Genomic DNA, 22,938 nt, shown 5'->3' on the forward strand with positions numbered 1-22,938 from the left:
AGAGGGTGCATGACGCTGACGTTCCGCACGATTGTCATGACGGGTGCTTTTATGGGGTTGGCTATCGTGGCGGGGCAGGCGGGGGCCGAAAAAGGCGAACTGCCCCCGGTCACGGCACCGAATGCGATGGAAGGCCGGATGCCTGTGCCGGAATCCGGCCAGGTAACTGATGCGCCACTTGGCGAGGCATCCGGCGACCTGTCCGGCGACGTGCCACGGCAGCTGGACATGGCAACGGCGGTCGCGCTGACGCTGGCACGGCATCCGGACATTGCGCGGGCCAACGCCGCCCTTGCACGCGGGCGCGCCGATCTGGGCGCGGCGCGATCGGTTTGGACGCCGCAAGTGGCCTATCAGGCGAATCTTGGGCCGCACATGCTGTCCGGCTCCAACAGTTCCGGCCTGAACGAGAACATGGCCGGGCCTACGGTCTATCTTGAGCAGCAGGTCTGGGATTTCGGCCGTTCGAAGGGCCAGATCGGCGCGGCGCGTTCCACCACGAACCAGCGCTGGTATGAGCGGGAGGCCGCGGCCGACCAGCTGGCCGAACAGAGCGCGATGGCCTTTCTGGAAGTGCGCCGGTTCGAGGCATTGGCGCAGGCGGCGGAAACACAGCTCGGCGATCTGGCCCACCTTCGCGAACTGATCGGCATGCGCGTCCACGCCGGGATTTCGGACAAGTCGGACCTGATGCTGGCGGATGTGCGGGTGGAAAGCGCGCGCGGCGATTCGATCCAGGCGCAGACTTCGGCGGCCATGGCGCGCGCGGCTTTGGCCAACCTGATCGGCGGGATGCCGCAGCAACTGGCCGATGCCTCCGCATTGATCTCGCGGTTCGAACCCGCCGATCAGGAGCCGGACTACGACAAGCTGCCCACGGTCGCCGCCGCCAAGGAAGCCGCCGATGCCGCCTCCGCCAAGATCGGGGAAACCAAGGCGGAGCGCTATCCTCGGCTGGGCCTGCAGCTGGGCTACACGCGCAACAACTATACCTACAACACGCGCGACAATTCGGTGACCGCGCTGATGACCGTTTCCGGGAACCTCTATCGCCGCAGCGACCACTATCTGGTCGAAGCGGCGGAGGAAGATCGCCGCGCGGCAGAGGCGGCGCACGACAGCACGGTGATAGAGGCGCGCGGCCGCGCGCTCTCCGCCCAGCAGGAGATCCGCGCAGGCAATGCCCGGATCTCCGCCTATGCGCTTCAGGAGGAGCAGGCGGAGACGGCCAGTCGGATATTCCTGGAGGAATACAAGCTGGGCAAGCGCACCCTGACCGAACTGCTCAACACCCAGCTGGAAATCTACCGCGCCGCGAGCGCCCGCATCGTGGCGGAGCATGACATCATGGAAGCCCGCGTCCGGTTCGAGAACCTGTGCGGCAACCTGCGGCCGTCACTCGGCCTGCCAGCCCATCTCAGCGAGGAAGAAAACCCGAATGGCTGATGGCCCCGCGATCGCGAACAAGTCCTGGATCGCCGCCATCGCGGCGCTGGGGCGGCTGAAAGGGGTGCCGGTGGGCGAACCGGAACTGGTCAGCCGCCTTTACTGGAGCGACGGGCAGGGCAGCGAGGCTACATTGGCCCATGCCGCGCGCCTGTCCGGCCTCCATTTCGAGATTTTGCAGACCGGCATAGACGAAGTGCCGGCGATGCTGCTGCCCGCGATCTTCGAGTTGAACGACAACGGCGCCGCCATCGTCCATGCCCGCCATGCCGATCATGTGCAGGCCACGCTGCCGGGCGCCGGTGGCAATGCGCCGGTGGAACTACCGCTGGAAACCCTGCGTGCGCAAGTGACCGGCCGCGTCGGCTTCGTGGAGCCGCTCTCCACCCGATCGGGCGATGCCCGGCTGGACGAATTCCTGCGCAAGCCTGCAAAGACATGGCTGCGCGACATCATCACCGGCGATCGGCGCGGCTATGGCGAAGTGGCGCTGGCTTCCTTCACCGGCAACCTGCTGACCTTCGCCACGTCGCTTTTCGCGATGCAGGTGTGGGATCGGGTGATACCGGCGCAGTCCATCCCCACGCTTTGGGTCCTGGCGCTGGGCACGGCGATGGCGCTGGTGCTGGAGCTTCTGCTGCGCAGCGCGCGCGTGCAACTGGTGGACCGGATCGGACGCCGCGCCGATCTGGCGATCTCCTCCCGCGTGTTCGCCCGTGCGCTGGACTTGCGTAACGATGCCCGGCCCCGCTCCACCGGAGCGCTGATCGCGCAGCTCCGCGATATCGAGCAATTGCGGGAGATGCTCACCTCCACCACGGTTTCGGCGCTGATCGACCTGCCGTTCATCGCCATGTTCCTCGTGCTGTTTTCGCTGCTGGCGGGGCAATTGACCCTCGTGCTGGTGGGGGCGGCGCTGCTGATCGTGATCCCCGGCCTTCTGCTTCAACGGCCGCTCTCGCGTCTGGCCACCGAAGGCATGCGCGATGCGGCGCTGCGCAACGCCATCCTGGTCGAATCGATCGAACGGATAGATGAGATCAAGGCTGCGCAGGCGGAGGCGCGCTTCCAGTCCATGTGGGAAAGGCTGACGCTTACCGGCACCCGCATCGGTGCCGAGCAACGCTTTCTGGCCGCGCTGTTCGTGAACTGGACGCAGACGCTGCAACAGCTGGCCTACACGGTGGTGATCGTCGCCGGATCGTTCCGCGTGATGGATGGCGAAATGACGATGGGCGCACTGATCGCCTGTTCGATCCTGACCAGCCGCGCGCTGGTGCTGTTCGTTCCCTTCGGCCAGATCTTCACCCGCTGGCAGAACGCCAAGATCGCGCTGGCCGGGCTGGAGGAGCTGTTCACCAAGCCGGTCGACCACGATCCCGAACGCGGGCTGCTGCGCCGTCCGTCGCTGCGCGGCCATTACGAGCTGCGCGATGTGACTTACGCCTACGATCCCGAAGCCCCGGTCGCGCTGAAGATCGAGCACCTGTCGATCGCCGCCGGGGAGCGGGTTGCGCTGCTGGGCCGGATCGGCGCTGGCAAGTCCACCCTGCTACGCCTGCTGGCGGGACTGGCCCTGCCGACTGCGGGAGAGGCGCTGCTGGACGGCACCGGCCTGCCCCTGATCAGTCCGGCGGACGTTCGCCGGGATACCGCCTATCTGGGCCAGAATGCCCAGCTTTTCCTCGGCACGATCCGCGAAAACCTCGTGGTCGGATCCCCGGGCGTCAGTGACGAGGAAATCCTGCGGACGCTCGCCGTCACTGGTGGCATCGGCCTCGTCCAGAACCAGCCGCAGGGTCTGGACCTGCTGTTGCAGGAAGGCGGCGTGGGGCTTTCCGGTGGTCAACGCCAGACCCTGCTGCTGACCCGTGTGCTGCTGCGCAAGAGCAATATCCTGCTGCTGGATGAGCCTTCGGCCGCATTGGACGAGATCAGCGAACGCAGCCTCGTCACCAACCTTGGCCAATGGCTGCGTGGCCGCACCTTGATCGTCACCACCAATCGCCCCGGCCTGCTCGATCTGGTGGACCGGGTGGTGCTGATGGACAACGGCCGGGTGACGCTGGACGGGCCGAAAAGCGCAGTCTTGCCGGTGCTCGCCGGGGCTGGCCGAGCTGGTGCAGGTGCAGGTGCAGGGGCGGGACAGGAGAAGCGGGCATGACCAGCCTTACCGCCAGCGATGCGTTCGATGCACCCGGCAGCGAGGGCGAGAGCCGGTGGCTGCACGCGCTCGAACGCTTGCGCATCATCCCGATCCTTTCGACCGGGGTGCTGGCCTTCTTCGTCTGGGCCTATTTCGGCGTGCTGGACGAGGTGGCGACGGGCCCCGGCAAAGTGACGCCGCCATCGCGATCGCAAACGATCCAGAGCCTGGAAGGCGGCATCGTCGACGGCATCTACGTCCACGAAGGCGATATCGTCCGCCCCGGTGAGAAGCTGGCCCGACTGGACCGCGCCCGCTTCAGCTCGATGCTGGGCGAAGCGGAGGCCAAGGCCCGCTCGCTGGAAGCCGCCTCGGCCCGGTTGGAGGCTGAAATCAGCGGCGGCCAACCGCAGTTCCCGCCGGACGTGAAGGAAGTGCCCGGCCTTGTCGGGCGCGAAATGGAACTGATGCACTCCCGCCGGCGCAATCTGGAAGTGGCGACGGCCAGCCTCAGCCAGTCACTGGCGCTCACCCGCCGGCAACTGGCGATGACTGCGCCATTGGTCGAACTGGGGGCGGCCAATCAGGTGGAGATCATCCAGCTTCGCCGGCAGGAAAACGAGATTCAGGCCAAACTGGATTCACTGCGCAACCAGTTCGTGATCGACGCCAGCGCGGACTATGCGAAGACCCGCGCCGAACTGGATCAGGTGGTGCAGGTGATCGGCGGCCGGCGCGACCAGTTGGACCGCACGACGCTCACCTCCCCTGTGCGCGGCATCGTCAAGAATCTGGAGATCACCACGATCGGCGGCGTCGTCCAGCCCGGCGGCACGCTGATGGAGATCGTGCCGCTGGAAAAACAGCTGCTGATAGAAGCACGCATGTCCCCGCGGGATATCGCCTTCATCCGCCCCGGCCAGACCGCGACGGTAAAGATCACCGCCTACGATCCCTCCATCTACGGAACGCTGGAAGGCACGGTGGATCGCATCTCGCCGGACACGCTGCAGGACGAAGTACATCGCGATCAGGTCTACTACCGCGTCTACGTGCGCACCGCGAAGTCCAGCCTGACCACGCGCGACGGCCGCAGCCACGCGATCATGCCGGGCATGGTGGCCACGGTGGAAGTTCGCACCGGCCGCAAGACCGTGCTGGAATACCTGATGAAGCCGATCAACAAAGCCCGCGAAGCCATGCGCGAGCGCTAGAGCGTTTTCTAATCAGGTGGAATCACCTGATGACTCGGAAAACGCGGCAAGCCAAAAACTTAGAGCAGTTGATCCGATGCAATCGGATTACAAACTGCTCTAGACGGCGGTTTGAGCGTCTGATCGTATTGGAAAGTGGTGCCGCTTACGTGACTCGAACACGTGACCCCATCATTACGAATGATGTGCTCTACCAACTGAGCTAAAGCGGCATGCCTGATGTGAACCGGCAAGCCGGCCATGGGCAGGGGGCGCCTTTACCGAGCGCCGCAGGATCGCGCAAGGGGCTTTGCAACCACAGGCGATGAACTTTTTCGGATTTCTTTCCGGTCACAGGCCGTAGCGTAGTTTGATGGCGCGATATCGCTCCCGCAGCATGGCCGCGCGGGCGTCGGGATCGGCCTTTGCGGTGGATTTCGGCAGGTGGTCGGCCAAGTCCGCCGCTTTCACCAGATGCGTGCGGAATGTCGCCGGTTGCTGGCTCATCAGGTTGCGGTAGGTGAGGTTTCCGTCCGAAAAGCCCTGCGTGTCCAGCCAGTTGTGGAGCCCTGGGTCCCGATGCGCGAGAATCAGGCGGACCACGCCGTCTTCGTCCACTTTCGTGCGCGCAGGGGTGTGGCTGACGGGGCGGTGGAGGAAGTCCATCGATCCCATCAGCGCGCCGCCCATGCCGAACAGCCAGAAGCCTTCGTGAAAGTCCATCTCGACGATCAGCGCCTCTTCGGGTTCGAGGTGCCAGACCATGTGCGCGGCCATGCGTCCGCGCTTGGCGTCGCTGGCGTCGTTGGCGGCCTTGTCTGCGGGGAACGTGTTGAGGCTGGCCGGATCGCAGACCCCGCGCGAGGTGAGCCAGGCATGTTCGGGCCAGTCGCGCATCAGGCCGGTGACGAACTGGCCTGCCCAATCCATTGCTTCCACCATCTGTGTGGGCGAGGGCAGGGGGCGCGGGGCGGCCATGCCGATCCGCTCTATGGTGAGCGTCGTGGGCGTCTCGCCAAAGGCGTCGAAGGCTTCGCGGATGAACAGTTTGCGCGAGCCGGGCGTGGTGGGAAGCCAGTTCTTCTCCTGCGGCTGGCCGCCGATGATTACTTCGAAGCGGCCATCGGCGTCGGTTTCGATCTGGTGGCCGAACAGGTTCGCCTCGGGAATGTCGCCGAAGGGTTCGTGCAGGCTGGGCCAGTCGGTGCCGGGGATCTTGTCCGGGCGGGCGCCTTGCACCGTGACGTTGAGCCAACGGGCGGTGCCGCGCCGGCCGCTGAGGCGGTAGACGTGATCGCCGGAGATCCATGCCTGACGATAAGTGAAGTCGGCCAGGTCGCCGCCCAGTTTCATCGTCGGTGTGGTGAACCAGTGGATCTGCGGGAAGGCCGGATCGTGCGTTTCCAGAGCGAGGTCGAAGGCTTGGCCGAGGTTTTGGGTAAGGAATCGGAAGGCATCGGCGCGCTGGAGCGGGTTTGCCGGGTTGGCGTCCTTGAAGGCAGACATGCCCGCGTGCTTCAGCTGTTCGCAGAAGGTGTCCCATGCGGTCTTGAGGGCTGCGTCGTCTGTTCCGTCGCCATAGGCCATCGTGTCAGGCTCCCAGCTGGGTGAGGAGGTTGGAAAGGGTGTGTGCCGCGCGGGTACAGGCTTTGGCGGGGCCTTCCGCCTCGATACGCGGACCGAGCAGTTCGAGGTCGAACAGGCCGGTATAGCCAAGGTCCAGCACGTCGCGCAGGATCGCTTCCAGCGGCACCGCGCCGTCTCCGGGCACGGCGCGGCAGGGCGTGGTGCGATCGCCGGGGACATGGTCGCTGACTTGCACGAGGCCGGTGAGCGGCAAGGCTTCGGCCAGCTTCTCACGCAAGTCCGCCTCGAACCAGCAGGCATGGAGGTCGACGCAGAGGCCTATCTCGGCGAGCCGCGCGAGGCGCAGGGCATCGGGCAGGGTGTGGGCGATGTGGATGTCCACTGTCAGCGGTGAGGCGTTCTCGACCAGTAGCGCGACCCCTTGCCGCGCAGCGTGTTCGCGACAGGGGGCGAGCAGGTCCGCGAAGCGCTCGGCCGCCTGTTCCCAAAGCAGCGCGCCGCGTCCGCCGGTGATGAGGTAGATCGACGGCGCCCCGAGTTCGGCGGCCATGTCGATCACTTGCATCAGCCCATTGGCAGCGCGTTCGGTGTGGCGTTCTAGGTCGGGCTGGAGCGCGAAGGGGTGGTTGATGCAGCCGATTTGGATCGTGCCATGCTGCACCGCTTCGCGCGCAGCACGAAGCTCGCTTGCCTGTAACAGTCGCGGCGAAACGAGCGTGGCATGCTGCACCCCGATCTCGCAGCAAAACTGGAGGAAGGGGCCGGTCTCCCGGTCCACCATCGCCACCTGATGCAGGCTGACGCGGGGGTGCATCAGCGCTGCTCGATCTCTACGCCAAAACGGGCGCGGAAGGGGGCGAACTCTGCGTTCAATGCGTCGATGTCGTAGCCGGCATCGACCAGCACTTGCGTCGAGTAGTGGAACTTGCCGTGGCGATCGCCCTTGTTCTCGGCAAGGTAGCGCCGCATCGCATCTTCCGCTTCGGGCGTGAAGGGGCGGCCGGCGAAGGCGTAGTAGTCGCGGATGGTCCCGATCGGATCGGCCACGAAATCGCGATAGCGCACATGGTGGATGCGCGGATCGTTCGCCAGCGGATGGGCCATCGTATTTCCGATCGACCAGCGCACGCGCTCCAGATGGGCGCGGGCTTCCTTCACCAGATCGATCTTGCCGACGATCCCATCCATGATGTCCGCCATCATCATCGTCGAACTGGCGGCGACCATCACCGGGTCGCGGTGCAGCCAGACGAGGGAAGCATCGGGGTAGGTGTCGAAGAAGGCGTCCAGCCGCGTGGTATGGAAGCCCTTCAGCACCCAGTGGCGCGGCGGGCGCCGGTATTGCAGCGCCTGCAGCATGGCCTTGTGGATGCGGTATTGCGCGGGCGGATCGGTGGGCAGGCCGAAGGAGAGGTTCTGCATCGGCACGCGCCACCATGCGGTGGGCGTCATCACCCGGAAGTCGAAGGCCCAGGTGCGCTCGTCCTCCGGCAGGCCGTTGCCCAGCATGTCGTTGTAGGGGTGGCAGTGCAGCCAGCGCGGCATCTTGGCGTTGATCTCGCGCCATTCGGCATCGGCCTGCGGGATGCGGGTATCCGTGCCCTCGATCGTGCCCGGCGGAGGCGAGGGGTGCATGACCTCCCAGAACCGCAGCGCCTGCGCGCCGGGATCGACCGCTAGCAGAGCGTGCATCAAGGTCGTGCCGGAGCGGGGTTCGCCGCTGACGAACATGGGGCGGTCGATCACTTCCTCCGCCAGAGGGAAGCGCTTGCGGTCCTCAAAGAAGCGCAGGCGGTCTGTCAGCAGCCAGAGCACGTTCTCCGCTGCTGCGGCGCGCCCTGCCGCATCCATGGCGATGCCGTTGATGTGGTCCACGGCGAGGGCGAAGCGTTCGGGAAAGCCTTCATCTGCCCAGTCGGACAGGCCGGTGCGTTGCCGCGCTTCCCGCAGCAATTGCTGCGCGTTCAGATCGGCCATGCTCAAGCCTCCACCAGACGCGCGATTTCGTCTTCGGTCTCGCGGACTTTGGCGGCACTGGTGGCGGAGAACTTCATGCCGCCCATCGCGCCATATTCCATCAGCTTGTAGACGCGCATCCCGGCATCGGCGAAGCCCTTGATCTTCCGTGCCACTTCCTTGGGCGTGCCGGTGGGCAGCACGTCGCGGATCGCCTGCGGGTTCATCTCGTCACAGAATTTCAGCATCTTCTCGCGGCTGAGGCGGACGGGATCGAAGTCCATGATGCCGCGCCAGTCCACGCCCATCGGGTGCTCGTAACCGAACTGCGCAAGGTCCTTCGCGGTCATCATCAGGATGATCGACTTCACCATCGGCGCGCGCAGCATTTCGTCGATTTCGTCGGGCTCGCCGATCAGGCACATTTGCGTGATTGCGGGGGTGAAGTGGCTCATGTCGCGCCCCGCCGCGTCGCCCGCGTCGAGGATGACCTTCAGCTTCGCCGCATAGTCCTCCGGCGTCCATGATCCCGCCGGCCACCAGCCATCTGCCTCTCGCCCGGTGATCGCAAGCATGCGCGGCCCCGCCGCGCCCAGCCAGATCGGCGGGGCTTTGCCGTCATAAAACTCCGTGTCCATCCGCGCGTGGTGGAGGTGGAAGAACTGCCCTTCGAAATCGACCGGGCCGTCCGCATGCCACAGCAGCTTGATGACCTTGATCGCTTCTTCCAGCCGCCCCACGGGTTTGTCGAAATCGAAGCCGTAGGGGACGGTGTTTTCCAGCTCGCCCGAACCGAGGCCCAGGATGAAGCGGCCCTTCGACAAGTGGCTGATCGTCAGCGCCGTCTGCGCCAGCAATGAGGGGTGGCGGCGCACGGTATCGACCACGGTGGTCGCCAGCGGCGTATTCTTCGTCAGCACGGCGGTGGCAGCGGCGACGGCCAGCCCGTCGAGATGGCGGTGCGGACTGGGCGATGCCTTGGCGAGATCGGTGAACTCCGGCGTCCAGATCGAATCGGGCCAGAAGCTGACCATGTGATCGGGCAGCCAGATCGAGTGGTAGCGGCCCGAATCGTAGTCTTGCGCCATGTCGATGCCGAGTGGCAGGGTGGTTCGCAGGAAGGCTGCGGGCTGCACTTTCATTGGCTCATCCCTCTCAGGCAGCGTCCGCACCGCTGGGGTGATGGTTCGGCGCCGCTCGTTGTCTCCGGGGCCGGTTGTGGGTTAGCCCTCGCCCAAGGCAAATTCCCATTTGGGGATCACGAAAATGCTGCAAGGAGAGGACGCGGCGCTGCTTGTGCCGCTGATAGAGGGACTGGTGGAAGACCCGCCGTGGCGGCGCTTCCTCGATGTTCTGCGCGCACGTGTCGCGGCGGACTATGCCAGCCTGGTGTTTCGTCCGCTGCCGCTGGGCACGCCGGAGGCGCGGGTGATCCATCTCTATTCCGGCCAGCCCTCTCCGCCGCCGATTTCACGGCTCTATCGCGAGAGCCTCTATCTGCGCGATCCGATGCCCTATCACGCGATGCAGGAGGGTCGGACCCATGCGCTGCACGAATTGCTGCGCTTCGGCGATCCGCGCCACGATGCCTATCTCGACCAGCTTCTCGCGCCATCGGGCATGAATCACATGCGGATGATCCGCTTTGCGGAGGCCGGCGGAGTGAACGGCTGGATCACGATTACCCGGCGCGATGGCGAGTTCGCGCCGGATATCGACGGCCTGTTGGAAGACCTTGCCCCGCATCTGCGTGCAGCACTGGGCAGCTTCGTGGCGCTGGAGCGCGAGCGCATGGGGGCCGAGATTGAGCGCGAGGCGGTGCGGCGGATGAACTTCGGCTGGGTGACGCTCGATGGCGAGGGGCGGGTGCTCGATGCCGATCCCTTGGGTACGCGAATGCTGGCGGGTTCGAACGGCCTGACGCGGACGCGGGACGGCCGGTTGAGTGCCCACGATACCAAGCTGCGGCGGCAGCTTGCCGAGGCGATCGGTGACCTTGCGCGCGATCCGGACGCCCGGCCGCGTGCGCTGGTCCTGTGCCGGGAGCCTTGGCTCGATCTGCTGCTGGTGCCTTCGGGGCGGCGTACAGGCACGACACGGGCGGCGCCGGCGGTGCTTTGCTACCTGCATGCCGATCACTGGTCTTCGGCGGATAGGTGCGGGCAGCTTGCGCAACTGTTCGACCTTACCGCGAGTGAGGCGCGACTGGCACTGGCCCTGAGCCGCGGGTTGTCGATTGCCGAGGCGGGGCCGGAAGTGGGGCTGACGGTGGAATCGGCGCGGACTTATTCGAAGCGGATCTATGCCAAGACCGGGGCGCGGGGGCAGGCGGATCTGGTGCGGTTCATTCATCGCAGTGTGCTGGCGATCGCTTGAGCTACAATACGGCAGTTGGATACATTTCCTTCACCCCGCAGCAGCGATTTGAACAGATGTTCAGCATTTTCCGTTGACTTCGCACCCGCCACCCTCCAGCCAATGGATACGAAAGCGGCCGCAAGGCGCCGCGTTGGGAGAGTGGAGAAGCCATGTCGGGCCAGCTTGCAGGAAAGGTCGCGCTCGTAACCGGCGCGTCGTCGGGGATCGGGGAGGCGGCGGCGCTCTGCCTTGCCGAGGCGGGGGCGACCGTGGTCGTCTGCGCGCGCCGGGTGGAGCGGCTCTCGGGGCTGGTCGCCCAGATCGAGGCGGCTGGCGGCAAGGCGCTGGCAGTCCCCGGTGACATGACCTTGGAAGAAGACGCGCGCGGGGCGGTGGAGAAGACGGTCGCCGCATTCGGGCGGATCGACATCCTGATCAACTCGGCCGGGATCATGGAAGCCGGCGGGATCGAGAACTGCGATACCGCGATCTACCGCCGGGTGATCGACATCAACCTGATGGGCACCGTCTACACAAGCGCCGCCGCCGTGCCGCACATGCTGGAGCAGGGCGTGGGCGACATCATCACCATCTCCTCGCTCGCCGGGCGCAAGGGCGGTCCGATGACCAGCGCCTATTCGGCCAGCAAGCACGCGGTGAACATGATGACCGACGGCATGCGGCAGGAACTGGGCGGCAAGAACATCCGCGTCACCACGCTGATGCCCGGCGCGACCGAGACGGAAGTGGCGGATTCGATCTCCGACCCGCAGTGGCGCACCGCGATCAAGGCGCATGTCAGCAAGGAAGGCGCCGTGAAGCCGCGCGATATCGGCGAGGCGCTGGTCTTCATCCTCGCCATGCCGCGCCGGACGAACATCTCCGAGATCTCGATCCGTCCGACTATCGACACCAGCGCCTGAGAATCCGGAGCTTAAGAGGGAGAAAGATCATGGGAAGGCTTCAGGATAAAGTCTGCATCGTCACCGGCGCGGGTTCGGGCATGGGCCGGGCGATGGCCGAACTGTTCCACGCGGAAGGCGCGAAGCTGGTGCTGGCCGATATCTCGGGCAAGCAGGACGAAGTGGCGGCATCGCTCGGCGGCGACGCGGTGGGTGTGCAGTGCGATGTCTCCGACGAGGCGCAAGTGCAGGCGATGATCCTCGCGGCAGAGGATCGCTTCGGCCGGCTCGACGTGCTCTGTAACAATGCCGGATTCGGCGGGCCGATGGCGCCGCTGCACACGCAATCGCTGGAGACGTGGGACCGGGTTCACGCCACCAACTTGCGCGGCGCGTTCTTGGGCATGAAGTATGGCATAATCTCCATGCTGAAGACCGGCGGCGGGGCGATCGTCAACACCACGTCGGCCTCGGGCGTGATCGGCTGGAAGCACCATTCGGTCTACGGCGCGGCCAAGGCGGGCGTGAACCAGCTGACCAAGGCGGCGGCGCTGGACTATTCGGACCAGGGCATCCGCGTGAATGCCATCGCGCCCGGCACGATGTGGACGGGGCTGGTGGAGGCCTCGCGCACCCATGCCGAGCCCCCGGCAGAGTTTCCGGTGCTGGCAGGCATTCCGATGGGGCGTTGGGGGCTGGCGAAGGACATCGCGCAGGCCGCGCTCTATCTCGCCAGCGATGAGGCCGCCTACGTGACCGGCGTGGTCCTGCCGGTGGACGGCGGATATTCGATCGGTTTTTCGGGGATGGGGGCAGAGCGTCCCGGCATCGCCAGCGCCAATCCGGGCTAGGCCTTGGCGGGCCGATTGCCAGCGTCCAGCAGTAGCCTAGACGCAGCATCGGCCCGCTCTCACCCGTCCTTGCGGACAAAACCCCCCGGTGAGAAATCGCTGCGGGGCGACGAATTCCCCCCGGATTCGTCGCGCGTCCGCAAGCGATGCGGGCCGATGCCGCGTTCCGGCAGTGCCGGATGGCCGGTCGTCCAGCCAGACAGTTCCTCCGCCGCGCAACCCCCACCCCAAGTATCGGGCGCAAACAGGCATCGGTGCCGCCAATATACCGCTAGCTCACCCGCATACGCTGCCGGCTGGCAGGCATGGGGTGAATCCGAAACGGTGGTTCACGGCGCCGTTTCGGATGCCCGCTTATGGCACTTCACCGGTGCGAAATCCGTGAGCAAGATCACGCTCCGTTTAGTCGGTATCCGAAGCCCCCTCAGCGGCGCGTTTCGACGGTTACGCCGCCGGTCATGATATGCTCCGCCGGGCCGCTGAGCATGTCCATCGGGAAGACCGGGGGCACCGCGCTCGCGGCTTCGAGACGCGCAAGATGCTCTTCGGAAAGCGTTACATCCAGCGCGCCAAGGTTATCTTCCAACTGCGCCGGCGTGCGGGCCCCCAGCACCGGGGAATCGACATCGGGATGGGCCAGCAGCCAGGCGAGCGCCACTTGCGCCGGCGTGCAGCCGATATCCTTCGCCACTTCGACCGTGACTTGCGCAATCGCCAGATTCTGCTCGCTCAACCGGCCGGTCGCGACGTTGATGGCCTTGCGCGATCCCATCATTTCGCCAGCGGGCGCGGCAATATCGGCATTGGTGTATTTGCCGGTCAGCACGCCGCCACCCAGCGGCGACCATGGGCAAACGCCCAGTCCCATCTCGCGCGCCATCGGGATCAGTTCGCGCTCGACCGTGCGTTCGATCAGGTTGTGCTGGATCTGCAAGGCGCAGAATTGCGTCCATCCACGCACTTCGGCAATGGCCTGCATCCGGCTCGCCTGCCATGCCGGCGTGTCGGACAGGCCGATGTAGAGCACCTTGCCGCTGCGGACGAGATCGTCGAACGCGCGCAGGATCTCATCCACCGGCGTGCGGAAATCCCACATGTGCAGATAGAGCAGATCGATCCAGTCGGTCTTCATCCGCTTCAGAGAGGCTTCGACCGAACGGACCATGTTGCGCCGCGAATTGCCCGCCGCATTGGGATCGCCGGGGCTGGTGGTGATCGAATACTTGGTGGAGATCACCAGCTTCTCGCGCCGGTCGCCCACGATCTGGCCCAGCAGTCGTTCGGAACCGCCCATCTGGCCGTAGAAGTCAGCGGTATCGACGAAGTTGCCGCCGCGATCGGCGTAGATGTCCAGCATCCGCGCCGCTTCCTCGTCGGTGGAGCCCCAGCCGCCGGGGCCGACGCCGAAAGTCATCGTGCCGAGGCACAGGGGGGAGACGCGCAGGCCCGAGCGGCCAAGCAGGCGATAGTGATCGAGCTGAGTAGGCAAGTGTACTCTCCTTGGTGCGCGGCGGTATGTGGCGCTTGCCGGGGTGGCGGGCCACAGGAATGGAGCGGGTCTGCGGTCACGGGCAAGCGGGATTGCCTGCAAGTTCCAAGCGGCCTAGCACGCGATTATGAACGCCCCGCAGAAGATTGCCCGCAAGATCGCCCAGGTGGATCCCTTTCATGCCATGGCGATCGGCTGCCTTGCCTATGAATTGCAGGCGAAGGGGCGCGACGTCATCCACATGGAATATGGGCAGCCCTCCACCGGGGCGCCAGCAGCGGCGATCGCCGCGGCGCACCAGGTGCTGGACAGCGATCCGGGCGGCTATTGGGAAAGCACCGAACTGCTGGATCGCATCGCGCGCCACTACGCCGATGCCTATGGCGTTGCAGTGGAGCGCGAGCAGGTGATCCTGACCTGCGGCGCCTCGCCCGCTTTTGTGCTGGCGCTGACCAGCCTGTTCGCGCCCGGCGCGCGGGTAGCGCTGGCGCGGCCGGGCTACGTCGCTTACCGCAACACGCTGAAGACGCTCTATCTGGAGCCGGTGGAAATGGCGTGCGGCCCGGCCGAGCGCTATCAGGTGACGGCCGCCGCGTTGGATGCGCTAGACCCAGTGCCGGATGGACTGATCCTCGCGAGCCCGGCCAATCCCACCGGCACCGTGATCGCGGCGGAGGAACTGGCCGCCATTGCCGAAGTGTGCCGCCGCAAGGGCATCCGCGTGGTGTCGGACGAGATCTATCACGGGCTGACCTACGGCGATGCTGCGCAGTCCACCTTGCAGCATTTGCCCGAGGCGGTGATCGTCAACAGTTTCTCGAAATACTATTCGATGGCGGGCTGGCGGCTGGGCTGGCTGGTGGTGCCGCCTGAGGTCGTGGCGCCGGCGCGCGCGCGGATGAACAACCTGTTTCTGACACCTTCGGTGCTGGCACAGCATGCCGGCCTGATCGCCATGGATGAGACGGCGGAGCTGGAAGGCCACCTGCATACTTATGCGCGCAATCGCGAACTGCTGCTGGCGGCGCTGCCGCGTCTGGGCCTCAGCGAGATCGCGCCGCCGGACGGGGCGTTCTACATCTATGCGGACATCGGCCACCTGACCAATGACAGCCTGGCCTTCTGCCGCCAGCTTCTGCGCGACACGGGCGTTGCTACTGCGCCGGGGATCGATTTCGATCCCGTGGACGGCCACCGCCATTTCCGCATGAGCTTCGCGGTTTCGACGCCGCTGATCGAGCAGGCGATCGAACGCATGGCCGAATGGTTCGCCGCGCGGGGATGAGGGCAGCGAATCGCGTCTGATCGTGGGGAGGCGAAACGCCGAGCGAAGCGCTTTTGCGCTTCGTCTTCTGCGATTTCGCTGACTGTCGAACTGGAGCGGGCGAAGGGATTCGAACCGCCAAGTGAAGCGGCTTGCCGCGTAACGCTCTACAAAGCGAGGGTTCGATTTCGCTGATTGTCGAACTGGAGCGGGCGAAGGGATTCGAACCCTCGACCCCAACCTTGGCAAGGTTGTGCTCTACCCCTGAGCTACGCCCGCTCTGGCGTTCGAGACCTTCCGGAAAAACCGGAATTCCCGTATGTGAACTGGAGCGGGCGAAGGGATTCGAACCCTCGACCCCAACCTTGGCAAGGTTGTGCTCTACCCCTGAGCTACGCCCGCTCTGACGTTCGAGACCCGCTGGATTAACCGGCAGGTCCGGGGTGGAGGCGGCCCACTAGCAGTGCTTTTTGGGGTCGGCAAGAGCAAAATTGAAAGAATCGTACGAAGCCCTGCAACAAGCCCATAAACCCTTCACAAATCGGTCGCGAAGGCCGATCTAGGGCCCTCGAAAGCATTTACGCACGCATTCATGGGAGCAAGAATCTTGGCCAGCATGGGTCTCAACCTCGACGAACAGAAGGCGGTGGACCGCTTCCGCCAGTCCGTTGCCGAACCGTCGATGACGAAGCTGGTGATCCTGGATTTCTGGGCGGAATGGTGTGGGCCGTGCAAGGCGCTGACCCCGGTTCTGGAAAAGGTCGCCGCCGAATATGCCGACAAGGGCGTGATTCTGGCCAAGCTCAATGTCGATGAGGAACAGTTCATCGCCGGGCAGTTCCAGGTTCGCTCGATCCCCACGGTCTACGCGATCTTCCAGGGGCAGCCGGTGGCAGACCTGACCAACGCGCGCACCGAATCGCAGCTGAAGCAGATGCTGGATCAGCTTCTGGCGCAGCTTCCCGTCCAGGCGGGCGACGAGCCGCAGCAGGACATCGCGCCGCTGATCGCCATGGGCGAGGAAGCGCTGGCCGGCGGCGATGGCGAGCGTGCCGCGTCGATCTTCATGCAGATCTTGGAGATCGCGCCGGACAATGCGGAAGTGATCGCGGGCTTCGTGCGCGGCCTCGTCCTCGCCGGGCGAATCGAGGAAGCGGAGCAGGTGCTTTCCAGCCTTGAGCCGGAACTCGCCGCCGATCCGCATCTGGAGCGTGCGCGGTCGACGCTGGCACTGGCCAAGGACAAGCCGGAGGACAGCGAACTGGCCGCACTGCGCGCCGCCGCTGCCGAACGTCCGGCCGACATGGACGCACAGCTTGCTTTCGCCAACGCGGCGTTCGCGGCGGGTGAGCGCGACGATGCCGCCGCCACGCTGCTGCGCATGGTCGCTGCCGATCGCGAGTGGAACGAAGGCGCCGCGCGCGCCAAGCTGCTCCAGATCTTCGAGGCGGTCGGCCTGGAAGATCCTTGGGTTGCCGCCACGCGCCGCAAGCTCTCCACCGTGCTGTTCGGCTGATCGGAGCGGCGCCCGTGCGGATCACCATCTTTCCCCTGCCGGGCGCCGTTCTCTATCCGGGGCTGCAATTGCCGCTCCATATCTTCGAGCCGCGTTATCGCGCGATGATCAGCGATGCGCTGGCGCGGGATCGCCGCATCGGCATGATCCAGCCGCAGCGCCCGGCGGAGGGCGCGCCGCTCTACTTCGTGGGCTGCCTTGGCCGCATCGGCGATGTCGAGGCGCTGGAGGATGGCCGGTTCAATATCCTGCTCGAAGGCGAATCGCGCTTTCGCCTGCTGCGCGAACTCGATGTCTCCACCCCGTTCCGCCAGATCGAGGCGGAACTGCTGGTCGATGACGACAATGAGGTGCTGGCCGCTGTCGAGCGCGCGAGCTTCGAGCGCGAGGCGCGTCGGTTCGCCGATGCGCAGGGCTATGCGGTGGACTGGGATCAAGTGGCGCGGCTGGACGATCGCTCGCTGATCAACGGCGTCTCGCAGATCGCGCCGTTCGATGCGGCGGCCAAGCAGGCGCTGCTGGAAGCGTCCAGCCTGCCGGAGCGGTGCGAGTTGCTGGTGCAACTGATGCAGTTCTTCGGCCGCCGCGCGGATGACGACGATGAGGGTGGGGCGACGTTGCAGTAGGGCGCAGCCGTCCGGTCGGACTTGTGCTGCCACAACCCTTGCATCACCGAACCTCGTCGCCCCCGCGAAGGCGGGGGCCCCGCTTCCTTTCTCCCCGTCGCAAATAGCGGGATCCCCGCCTTCGCGGGGATGACGGGGAGTTTTGGGATAGGTGCGTCGTTGGCAGCTGAAGGTTCAGCAGGCGCGCCTCAATAGACCCGGCTCAGCAGGCGACGACGTTGATCGCCAATCCGCCCTGGCTGGTTTCCTTGTACTTGCTCGACATGTCGAGCCCGGTTTGCCGCATCGTCTCGATCACCTGATCGAGCGACACGCGCGGCGTCTCTCCCGCATGCAAAGCCAGCTTGGCCGCGTTCACCGCCTTCACCGACGCGATGGCATTGCGTTCGATGCAGGGGATCTGCACCAGCCCGCCCACCGGATCGCAGGTGAGGCCGAGGTTGTGCTCCATGCCGATCTCCGCCGCCGCGCAGACCTGCACCGGGGTGCCGCCCCAGACCGCCGCGAGACCGGCCGCCGCCATCGAGCAGGCCACGCCCACTTCACCCTGGCAACCCATCTCCGCGCCGGAGATCGATGCGCGCTGCTTGTAGAGCAGGCCGATACCGGCCGCCGTGAGCAGATAACGGCGCGCCTTCACGGGAATCGCCACGTTGCCGTCGCTGCAATACTGGCGCAGCAGCGAGGGGACGATGCCCGCCGCGCCATTGGTGGGCGCGGTAACGACGCGGCCGCCGCTGGCATTCTCCTCGTTCACCGCCATGGCGTAGAGGTTCAGCCAGTCCATCAGCGTTTCCGCCTGGTTGTCCTGCGGGCGCGCGATCAGCTTCTGGTGGATGGCGCGGGCGCGGCGGCGGACCTTGAGCGGGCCGGGCAGATGGCCTTCCTTGGTCAGCCCCTGATCGATGCACAAGTTCATGGCATCGGCGATCATGTCGAGCCCGGCGAAAGTCTCCTCCTCAGGCCGGCGCGCGGCTTCGTTGGCCAGCATGACTTCGGCGATATCGAGACCGCTTGTCGCGCAGACTTCCAGCAGCTCGGCGCCCGAGGTGAACGGAAAGCGGACCGGCGGGCCGTTGACCACCTGATCGTCCGGCGCAGGCTGTTCCAGCTGGTGGCGGCTGGAATAGAAGCCGCCGCCGGTCGAGAAATACTCGCCCCGCGCCAGTTCTTCGCCAGCGGCGTCCCACACCGTCAGCACCATGCCGTTAGGGTGCAGATCGGGGATATGATCGAAGTCGAGGATCAGGTCGCGCGCGCAGTCGAACGCGATTTCATGGCGGCCCAGCAGCACGATCCGACCGCTTTCGCGTACAGCAGCGGCGGCGGCGTGGGCTTCGGCCGGCTCGGCGGTTTCGGGCTCGAAGCCGATCAGACCCATCAGGCAGGCGTCGGGCGTGCCGTGGCCTTCACCCGTCAGCGCCAGCGAGCCTTGCAGGTCCACGCGGACGCGGGCGATGGCGTCGAACTGTCCGGTGGCCTCCAGCCCCTGAAGGAAGCGCGCGGCGATGCGCATCGGGCCTACGGTGTGCGAACTGGAGGGGCCAAGGCCGATACGAAACAGATCGAGCGCGGAAATCACGACGGAAACTCACGATTGAGGGGGGAAGTCACGGGGGGGCACGCTCTCGCGATATTTTTTTGAAGCAGCGTGGATAGGCCAGATAGGCCGGGATGCAATGGGGGATGCTGGGGTCCAGCCGACTAAATCCCGGCATACCACGCGTAGCGGCCGTTATCCTCCCAGTACCCGCCCTTGCCGCCGTAGATCCCGTCGAGCGCGGCAACTGCTTCGATGCGGGTGACGAACTTGGCGTGCTTGTATCCCAGCTGGCGCTCCACGCGCAGGCGCAGCGGGGCGCCGTGCTGCTCTTCCAGCGGGCGCCCGTTCATGGCCCAGGCCAGAATCGTCTGCGGATGGAACGCGTCCACCAGATCGATCGATTCGTAGTAAGGGCGCCCGCCGTAGAGATCGGCGCAGTGGAACACGAGGTAGCGCGCCTCCGGCCGCAGTCGTGCCAGATCGAGCAAGGTGGCAAGGCGCGGGCCCGTCCACTTGCCGATCGCGCTCCAGCCCTCCACGCAGTCGTGACGGGTGATCTGGGTACGCTGGGGGAACTGCTTCAGCGCTGTCAGCGGCAGCATGAGCGGCCGTTCGAGCATGCCGTCCAGGCGTAGCGCCCATTGCGAGAAGCCTTGTGCGAAATGGGCGCGGTAGACCGGATCAGCGACGGCAAGGCTGCCGTTGGCGCGGAAGGTGGGCGACATCTGCGATTCGGCGAACTCGCGAGCGAGGGCGTCGCCGGCGAGGCCACGCTGGGTGACGCGGTGCAGGTCCTCCGCTTGCCCGAGGAAATCGAGAACTTTGGGATCGCGCGTCAGCCGGTCGCAGCCGGAGAGCAGCAATCCGCCCGCGCCAACGGCGCCCGCCTGAATCAGCCGCCTTCTGGAGAGGATCAGCTTGCTCATCGGTTTCGCTCTTTCGGCAGGCGATACCAGCCCGTCACCATGGAGCGCAGTTCGTTGAACGGCCCGGCAAGCACGACCATGGCGATATGGACGATAAAGAACGCCACCAGCGCGAAGGCGCAGAGGAAGTGGATCGACCGCGCCGTCTGCCGCCCGCCGAACACTTCCGTCACCAGCGGCAGCCACGCGTCGGTGCCGGGCGAGAGGGCGAGCCCGGTCAGGATCATCAGCGGCAGCAGGCCGAACAGCACCCCGGCATAGGCGATCTTCTGAAGCGTGTTGTAGTGCAGCGCCGCCGCACCGGTGGGCAGGCGCAGGCGGGCATGATCCTTCACTTCCTGCCAGATATGCCGAAGCCGCCACTCGCCGCGCCTTATGTGAATGTCGCGCTGAAGGTGGCGGTTGATCAGCGACCAGATCAGATAGCCCGCCAGCCCGAGTGATAGCACCCAGGCAAAGGCCAGATGCCAGGTTCGCGCATCGGCCAGGCTGTAGTTGGAAGGAATCGTTGCCCAATAGGGAAAGGCGCGGCGGTGCGGGGTGCCGTCCGGGTCCTTCCAATAGCCGAGCAATCCGGTCGTCTCGATCCGCTGCCCCGCCACTTGCAGATAGCCATATTCGCGCGCGCCGATCCGGGCGGAGCCGATCTTCAGCCAGGGACTATCGAAATTTGCGCCGTATTCGCCCCAGTAGAGGCGGGCATGGGCATTGAAGATCATCAGCCCGCTCATCAGCATGATCAGCAGCGTGACCGCGTTGGTCCAGTGCCAGATTCGCGTGGAGAGCCGGTGGCGCTTCACCAGATCGCCGGCCTGCGGGACCTCTTTGGCGAGAGGGGCCGATTCGGCGGGTGGGGCGATCTCGCTCATGCTTTCAGTTCGTCCCGTGCGGTCAGCCGGTTACAGCGCGAAGTTACAGGCAGGGGGGTACTAGTTACTGGCCGGAAAGATGCAGCGCCACCTGCCGCCGATGGGGCGCGCGGCGATGCTCCGCCAGATAGATGCCCTGCCATGTGCCCAGCGCCATGCGTCCGCCGATCACCGGGATCGACAGGTTCGCGCCGGTCAGCGTGGCCTTCAGATGGGCTGGCATATCGTCCGGCCCTTCGTCGTCGTGCGCATAATAGGGGCCTTCGGGCGCGAGCCGGTCCAGCCAGGCCACCAGATCGCCGCGCACCTCGCGCGCCGCATTCTCCTGAATCAGCAGCGAGGCGGACGTATGGCGAGACAGCAGCGTCAGCAGACCCTCGCCGATGCGGCTGTCTCGCTGCCAGTCGGCAATCGCCCGCGTGATATCGGTAAGGCCCCGGCCTGGGGTGTCGAAGGTAAGGATCGTGGTTGCCTGTTTCATGCGGAAGCCATCCTGATCGCAGGACTTCCCCCGATCAACCCGAAGATCGGTGAGCAAATATGTCTCATTTGAGCAACAGCGGGGGCTTCCAAGGACGGAAAATTTCTCACTTGACGTAATGGGAAGGCAGTGGGATGCAGCAAAGATTCAGGGCTACCATGTAACTTTACAGGGGCGGCGTCAGGACCATGGAAATCCCGGATTCCTGCGCCCTTCAGCACTGTCCCACAGTGGGAACCTTGCGCCCGCATGGCACTTTTTGTCCATGTCCGGTCGCGCAGGCGATTGATCTACCCATATCTGCCGCGTATTGCCGCGCTCGGCGACGGGCCGGCAGACCGGCACGGTGTCTGTCGTCCGCAAGGATCGTTCGGTCGCAGGATATGCCGGAAATCGGCGCATTCACACGGCTTCCGGACGGCCGCGAGATGAGCCCGGACAATCACCGGGCCGCTCGGGTCTCACGCAAGGGTTGGTCATGAGTTGGCTTAGCAAAGTACGCAATTCCCTAGGGAACCTGAAGAAGCGGGATACGCCCGACAACCTGTGGACCAAGTGTCCCGGTTGCGGCGAGATGCTCTTCACCAAGGAGTTCGAGGACAACCTCTCGGTCTGTCCGCGCTGCCAGTATCATGGCCGCATCGGCGCGCAGCAGCGCTTCGACCAGCTGCTCGACGCCGGCTACGGCGTGCTGGCCGCGCCGCGCGTGCCGGAAAATCCGCTGAATTTCCGCGATTCCAAGAAGTATTCGGATCGCCTCAAGGCCGCTCGCGCCGCCAACCCGTTCCCGGATGCGCTGACCAATGCGCTGGGCACGATCGAGGGCCGCAAGGTCGTCCTCGGCGTGCAGGACTTCGCCTTCATGGGCGGATCGATGGGCATGGCCGTGGGTGAGGCCTTCGTCGAAGCCGCGGAACGCGCCATTGCCGAGAACTGCGGCTACGTCATTTTCACCGCCGCGGGCGGCGCACGCATGCAGGAGGGTATCCTCTCGCTCATGCAGATGCCCAAGGCGACCGTCGCGATCCGCCGCCTGGCGCGCGCGGGCCTGCCCTACATCGTCGTCCTGACCGATCCCACCACCGGCGGCGTCACCGCCAGCTACGCGATGCTGGGCGATATCCACATTGCGGAACCGGGCGCGCTTATCGGCTTTGCCGGCCAGCGCGTGATCCAGGACACTATCCGCGAGAAACTCCCCGACGGCTTCCAGCGCGCCGAGTACCTCCATGCCCACGGCATGGTCGACATGGTGGTCCACCGCAAGGACCTCAAAGGCACGCTGGCATCGCTGCTCGGTTATCTTGAACGAAAGGAAGTTGCGTGAACATCGACAGCGCGCTGGTACGCGAGCTCGCCGAGCTCCTGGCTGAAACCGGTCTGACCGAGATCGAGGTCGAGGACGGCGAACGCAAGATCAAGGTCACGCGCCAGGTCGCGCAGCAGGTCTTCGCCGCTGCCGCCCCGGCCATGGGCTATCCCGCCCCCGCAGCGGCCCCGGCTGCCGCTGCCGCTCCTGCCGCCGAAGCGGCCCCGGCCGCTCCGGTCGATGCCGTGAAGTCGCCGATGGTGGGCACCGCCTACCTCGCGCCGGAGCCCAGCGCCCCGAACTTCATCAGCGTTGGCCAGCAGGTCAAGGCGGGCGACATCCTGCTGATCGTGGAAGCCATGAAGGTGATGAACCAGATCGTCGCCCCCAAGGCCGGCACGATCAAGTCGATCCTCATCGAGAACCAGCAGCCGGTCGAATTCGACCAGCCGCTCGTCGTGATCGCCTGAGGACCG

20 protein-coding genes and 3 tRNA genes are annotated in these 22,938 nt (G+C 65.6%); 11 read left to right on the forward strand and 12 right to left on the reverse strand.

All coding sequences use genetic code 11. The features are described 5' to 3' along the window. The first annotated feature begins 9 nt into the window (after positions 1-9). Genes WBP07_RS17055 through WBP07_RS17065 form a run of 3 tightly spaced genes read left to right on the forward strand, consistent with a single transcriptional unit; the run spans position 10 to position 4,806 of the window. Positions 10-1,446 carry a TolC family protein gene (locus tag WBP07_RS17055; protein ID WP_395392809.1) on the forward strand — a complete coding sequence of 479 codons (1,437 nt, stop codon included), beginning with the start codon at positions 10-12 and terminating at the stop codon, positions 1,444-1,446. After that, entirely contained in the window at positions 1,439-3,610 is a 2,172-nt protein-coding gene (locus WBP07_RS17060) for a type I secretion system permease/ATPase (RefSeq protein ID WP_395392811.1), read from the forward strand. The genes WBP07_RS17055 and WBP07_RS17060 overlap by 8 nt, the downstream gene beginning before the upstream one ends. Continuing rightward, on the forward strand, positions 3,607-4,806 hold the full coding sequence (locus WBP07_RS17065) for an HlyD family type I secretion periplasmic adaptor subunit (protein ID WP_395392813.1): 1,200 nt from the start codon (positions 3,607-3,609) through the stop codon (positions 4,804-4,806). Before WBP07_RS17060 ends, WBP07_RS17065 begins: the two co-directional genes overlap by 4 nt. A gap of 136 nt (positions 4,807-4,942) precedes the next feature. Here the strand turns inward: WBP07_RS17065 and WBP07_RS17070 are convergent. The 5 genes from WBP07_RS17070 to WBP07_RS17090 all read right to left on the reverse strand — a co-directional run bounded on the left by WBP07_RS17070 (position 4,943) and on the right by WBP07_RS17090 (position 9,470). Beyond that, positions 4,943-5,018, reverse strand: a tRNA-Thr gene (locus WBP07_RS17070). Between the two features lie 118 nt (positions 5,019-5,136). Further along, on the reverse strand, positions 5,137-6,372 hold the full coding sequence (locus WBP07_RS17075; protein WP_395392815.1) for a DUF1214 domain-containing protein: 1,236 nt from the start codon (positions 6,370-6,372) through the stop codon (positions 5,137-5,139). Between the two features lie 4 nt (positions 6,373-6,376). Then, complete coding sequence (locus WBP07_RS17080) at positions 6,377-7,186, reverse strand: sugar phosphate isomerase/epimerase family protein (protein WP_395392816.1); 810 nt, start codon at positions 7,184-7,186, stop codon at positions 6,377-6,379. Next, a complete protein-coding gene (locus WBP07_RS17085) occupies positions 7,186-8,349 on the reverse strand; it encodes a sulfotransferase family protein (protein WP_395392818.1) in 1,164 nt (387 codons plus the stop codon). Before WBP07_RS17085 ends, WBP07_RS17080 begins: the two co-directional genes overlap by 1 nt. A gap of 2 nt (positions 8,350-8,351) precedes the next feature. Further along, the gene (locus WBP07_RS17090) at positions 8,352-9,470 is read right to left on the reverse strand and encodes an LLM class flavin-dependent oxidoreductase (protein WP_395392819.1); all 1,119 of its coding nucleotides are present in this window, start codon (positions 9,468-9,470) and stop codon (positions 8,352-8,354) included. A 124-nt stretch (positions 9,471-9,594) separates the two neighbouring features. Here WBP07_RS17090 and WBP07_RS17095 point away from each other — a divergent pair, with 124 nt between their 5' ends. The 3 genes from WBP07_RS17095 (at position 9,595) to WBP07_RS17105 (ending at position 12,439) form a co-directional block, all read left to right on the forward strand. Continuing rightward, on the forward strand, positions 9,595-10,704 hold the full coding sequence (locus tag WBP07_RS17095; protein ID WP_395392820.1) for a helix-turn-helix transcriptional regulator: 1,110 nt from the start codon (positions 9,595-9,597) through the stop codon (positions 10,702-10,704). Between the two features lie 152 nt (positions 10,705-10,856). Next, positions 10,857-11,609, forward strand: a complete 753-nt coding sequence (locus WBP07_RS17100) for an SDR family oxidoreductase (RefSeq protein WP_395392821.1) — start codon at positions 10,857-10,859, stop codon at positions 11,607-11,609. A 29-nt stretch (positions 11,610-11,638) separates the two neighbouring features. After that, a complete protein-coding gene (locus WBP07_RS17105; RefSeq protein ID WP_395392822.1) occupies positions 11,639-12,439 on the forward strand; it encodes an SDR family NAD(P)-dependent oxidoreductase in 801 nt (266 codons plus the stop codon). 424 nt (positions 12,440-12,863) lie between these two features. On the opposite strand, the gene WBP07_RS17110 is transcribed toward WBP07_RS17105, so the two are convergent. Beyond that, a complete protein-coding gene (locus WBP07_RS17110) occupies positions 12,864-13,928 on the reverse strand; it encodes an aldo/keto reductase (protein ID WP_395392823.1) in 1,065 nt (354 codons plus the stop codon). 127 nt (positions 13,929-14,055) lie between these two features. Here WBP07_RS17110 and WBP07_RS17115 point away from each other — a divergent pair, with 127 nt between their 5' ends. Continuing rightward, the gene (locus tag WBP07_RS17115; RefSeq protein ID WP_395392824.1) at positions 14,056-15,213 is read left to right on the forward strand and encodes an aminotransferase class I/II-fold pyridoxal phosphate-dependent enzyme; all 1,158 of its coding nucleotides are present in this window, start codon (positions 14,056-14,058) and stop codon (positions 15,211-15,213) included. 183 nt (positions 15,214-15,396) lie between these two features. Here WBP07_RS17115 and WBP07_RS17120 read toward each other — a convergent pair. Together WBP07_RS17120 and WBP07_RS17125 are read right to left on the reverse strand one after the other, a co-directional pair. Continuing rightward, a tRNA-Gly gene (locus WBP07_RS17120) sits at positions 15,397-15,471 on the reverse strand. A 48-nt stretch (positions 15,472-15,519) separates the two neighbouring features. Further along, positions 15,520-15,594, reverse strand: a tRNA-Gly gene (locus tag WBP07_RS17125). A 214-nt stretch (positions 15,595-15,808) separates the two neighbouring features. On the opposite strand from WBP07_RS17125, the gene WBP07_RS17130 reads away from it, so the two are divergent. Both WBP07_RS17130 and WBP07_RS17135 read left to right on the forward strand, forming a co-directional pair. After that, positions 15,809-16,708: a tetratricopeptide repeat protein gene (locus tag WBP07_RS17130; protein WP_395395825.1), complete on the forward strand. Its 900-nt coding sequence runs from the start codon at positions 15,809-15,811 to the stop codon at positions 16,706-16,708. 14 nt (positions 16,709-16,722) lie between these two features. Then, positions 16,723-17,334, forward strand: a complete 612-nt coding sequence (locus tag WBP07_RS17135) for an LON peptidase substrate-binding domain-containing protein (protein ID WP_395392825.1) — start codon at positions 16,723-16,725, stop codon at positions 17,332-17,334. Positions 17,335-17,536: 202 nt separating this feature from the next. Here WBP07_RS17135 and WBP07_RS17140 read toward each other — a convergent pair whose 3' ends face one another. The 4 genes from WBP07_RS17140 to WBP07_RS17155 form a co-directional block, all read right to left on the reverse strand. After that, complete coding sequence (locus WBP07_RS17140; RefSeq protein WP_395392826.1) at positions 17,537-18,916, reverse strand: L-serine ammonia-lyase; 1,380 nt, start codon at positions 18,914-18,916, stop codon at positions 17,537-17,539. A gap of 122 nt (positions 18,917-19,038) precedes the next feature. Then, the gene (locus WBP07_RS17145; protein ID WP_395392827.1) at positions 19,039-19,803 is read right to left on the reverse strand and encodes a molybdopterin-dependent oxidoreductase; all 765 of its coding nucleotides are present in this window, start codon (positions 19,801-19,803) and stop codon (positions 19,039-19,041) included. Further along, on the reverse strand, positions 19,800-20,672 hold the full coding sequence (locus tag WBP07_RS17150; RefSeq protein WP_395392828.1) for a cytochrome b/b6 domain-containing protein: 873 nt from the start codon (positions 20,670-20,672) through the stop codon (positions 19,800-19,802). Before WBP07_RS17150 ends, WBP07_RS17145 begins: the two co-directional genes overlap by 4 nt. A gap of 64 nt (positions 20,673-20,736) precedes the next feature. Next, positions 20,737-21,153 carry a secondary thiamine-phosphate synthase enzyme YjbQ gene (locus WBP07_RS17155; protein WP_395392829.1) on the reverse strand — a complete coding sequence of 139 codons (417 nt, stop codon included), beginning with the start codon at positions 21,151-21,153 and terminating at the stop codon, positions 20,737-20,739. Between the two features lie 478 nt (positions 21,154-21,631). On the opposite strand from WBP07_RS17155, the gene accD reads away from it, so the two are divergent. Together accD and accB are read left to right on the forward strand one after the other, a co-directional pair. Continuing rightward, positions 21,632-22,480 (forward strand): acetyl-CoA carboxylase, carboxyltransferase subunit beta, encoded by an 849-nt coding sequence (accD, locus tag WBP07_RS17160; protein ID WP_395392830.1) that lies wholly within the window; start codon positions 21,632-21,634, stop codon positions 22,478-22,480. Further along, positions 22,477-22,932 (forward strand): acetyl-CoA carboxylase biotin carboxyl carrier protein, encoded by a 456-nt coding sequence (gene accB, locus WBP07_RS17165; RefSeq protein ID WP_395392831.1) that lies wholly within the window; start codon positions 22,477-22,479, stop codon positions 22,930-22,932. Before accD ends, accB begins: the two co-directional genes overlap by 4 nt. Positions 22,933-22,938: the final 6 nt, after the last annotated feature.

It is taken from the genome of Novosphingobium oxfordense, from assembly GCF_044029435.1.
Taxonomy (GTDB): Bacteria; Pseudomonadota; Alphaproteobacteria; order Sphingomonadales; family Sphingomonadaceae; genus Novosphingobium.

Bases quoted from the DNA above. Each gene is read 5' to 3' on its own strand.
- WBP07_RS17055 (WP_395392809.1), top strand. From the start codon at position 10: ATGACGCTGACGTTCCGCACGATTGTCATGACGGGTGCTTTTATGGGG.
- WBP07_RS17060 (WP_395392811.1), top strand. From the start codon at position 1,439: ATGGCTGATGGCCCCGCGATCGCGAACAAGTCCTGGATCGCCGCCATC.
- WBP07_RS17065 (WP_395392813.1), top strand. From the start codon at position 3,607: ATGACCAGCCTTACCGCCAGCGATGCGTTCGATGCACCCGGCAGCGAG.
- WBP07_RS17075 (WP_395392815.1), bottom strand. From the start codon at position 6,372: ATGGCCTATGGCGACGGAACAGACGACGCAGCCCTCAAGACCGCATGG.
- WBP07_RS17080 (WP_395392816.1), bottom strand. From the start codon at position 7,186: ATGCACCCCCGCGTCAGCCTGCATCAGGTGGCGATGGTGGACCGGGAG.
- WBP07_RS17085 (WP_395392818.1), bottom strand. From the start codon at position 8,349: ATGGCCGATCTGAACGCGCAGCAATTGCTGCGGGAAGCGCGGCAACGC.
- WBP07_RS17090 (WP_395392819.1), bottom strand. From the start codon at position 9,470: ATGAAAGTGCAGCCCGCAGCCTTCCTGCGAACCACCCTGCCACTCGGC.
- WBP07_RS17095 (WP_395392820.1), top strand. From the start codon at position 9,595: ATGCTGCAAGGAGAGGACGCGGCGCTGCTTGTGCCGCTGATAGAGGGA.
- WBP07_RS17100 (WP_395392821.1), top strand. From the start codon at position 10,857: ATGTCGGGCCAGCTTGCAGGAAAGGTCGCGCTCGTAACCGGCGCGTCG.
- WBP07_RS17105 (WP_395392822.1), top strand. From the start codon at position 11,639: ATGGGAAGGCTTCAGGATAAAGTCTGCATCGTCACCGGCGCGGGTTCG.
- WBP07_RS17115 (WP_395392824.1), top strand. From the start codon at position 14,056: ATGAACGCCCCGCAGAAGATTGCCCGCAAGATCGCCCAGGTGGATCCC.
- WBP07_RS17130 (WP_395395825.1), top strand. From the start codon at position 15,809: ATGGGTCTCAACCTCGACGAACAGAAGGCGGTGGACCGCTTCCGCCAG.
- WBP07_RS17145 (WP_395392827.1), bottom strand. From the start codon at position 19,803: ATGAGCAAGCTGATCCTCTCCAGAAGGCGGCTGATTCAGGCGGGCGCC.
- WBP07_RS17150 (WP_395392828.1), bottom strand. From the start codon at position 20,672: ATGAGCGAGATCGCCCCACCCGCCGAATCGGCCCCTCTCGCCAAAGAG.
- WBP07_RS17155 (WP_395392829.1), bottom strand. From the start codon at position 21,153: ATGAAACAGGCAACCACGATCCTTACCTTCGACACCCCAGGCCGGGGC.
- accD (WP_395392830.1), top strand. From the start codon at position 21,632: ATGAGTTGGCTTAGCAAAGTACGCAATTCCCTAGGGAACCTGAAGAAG.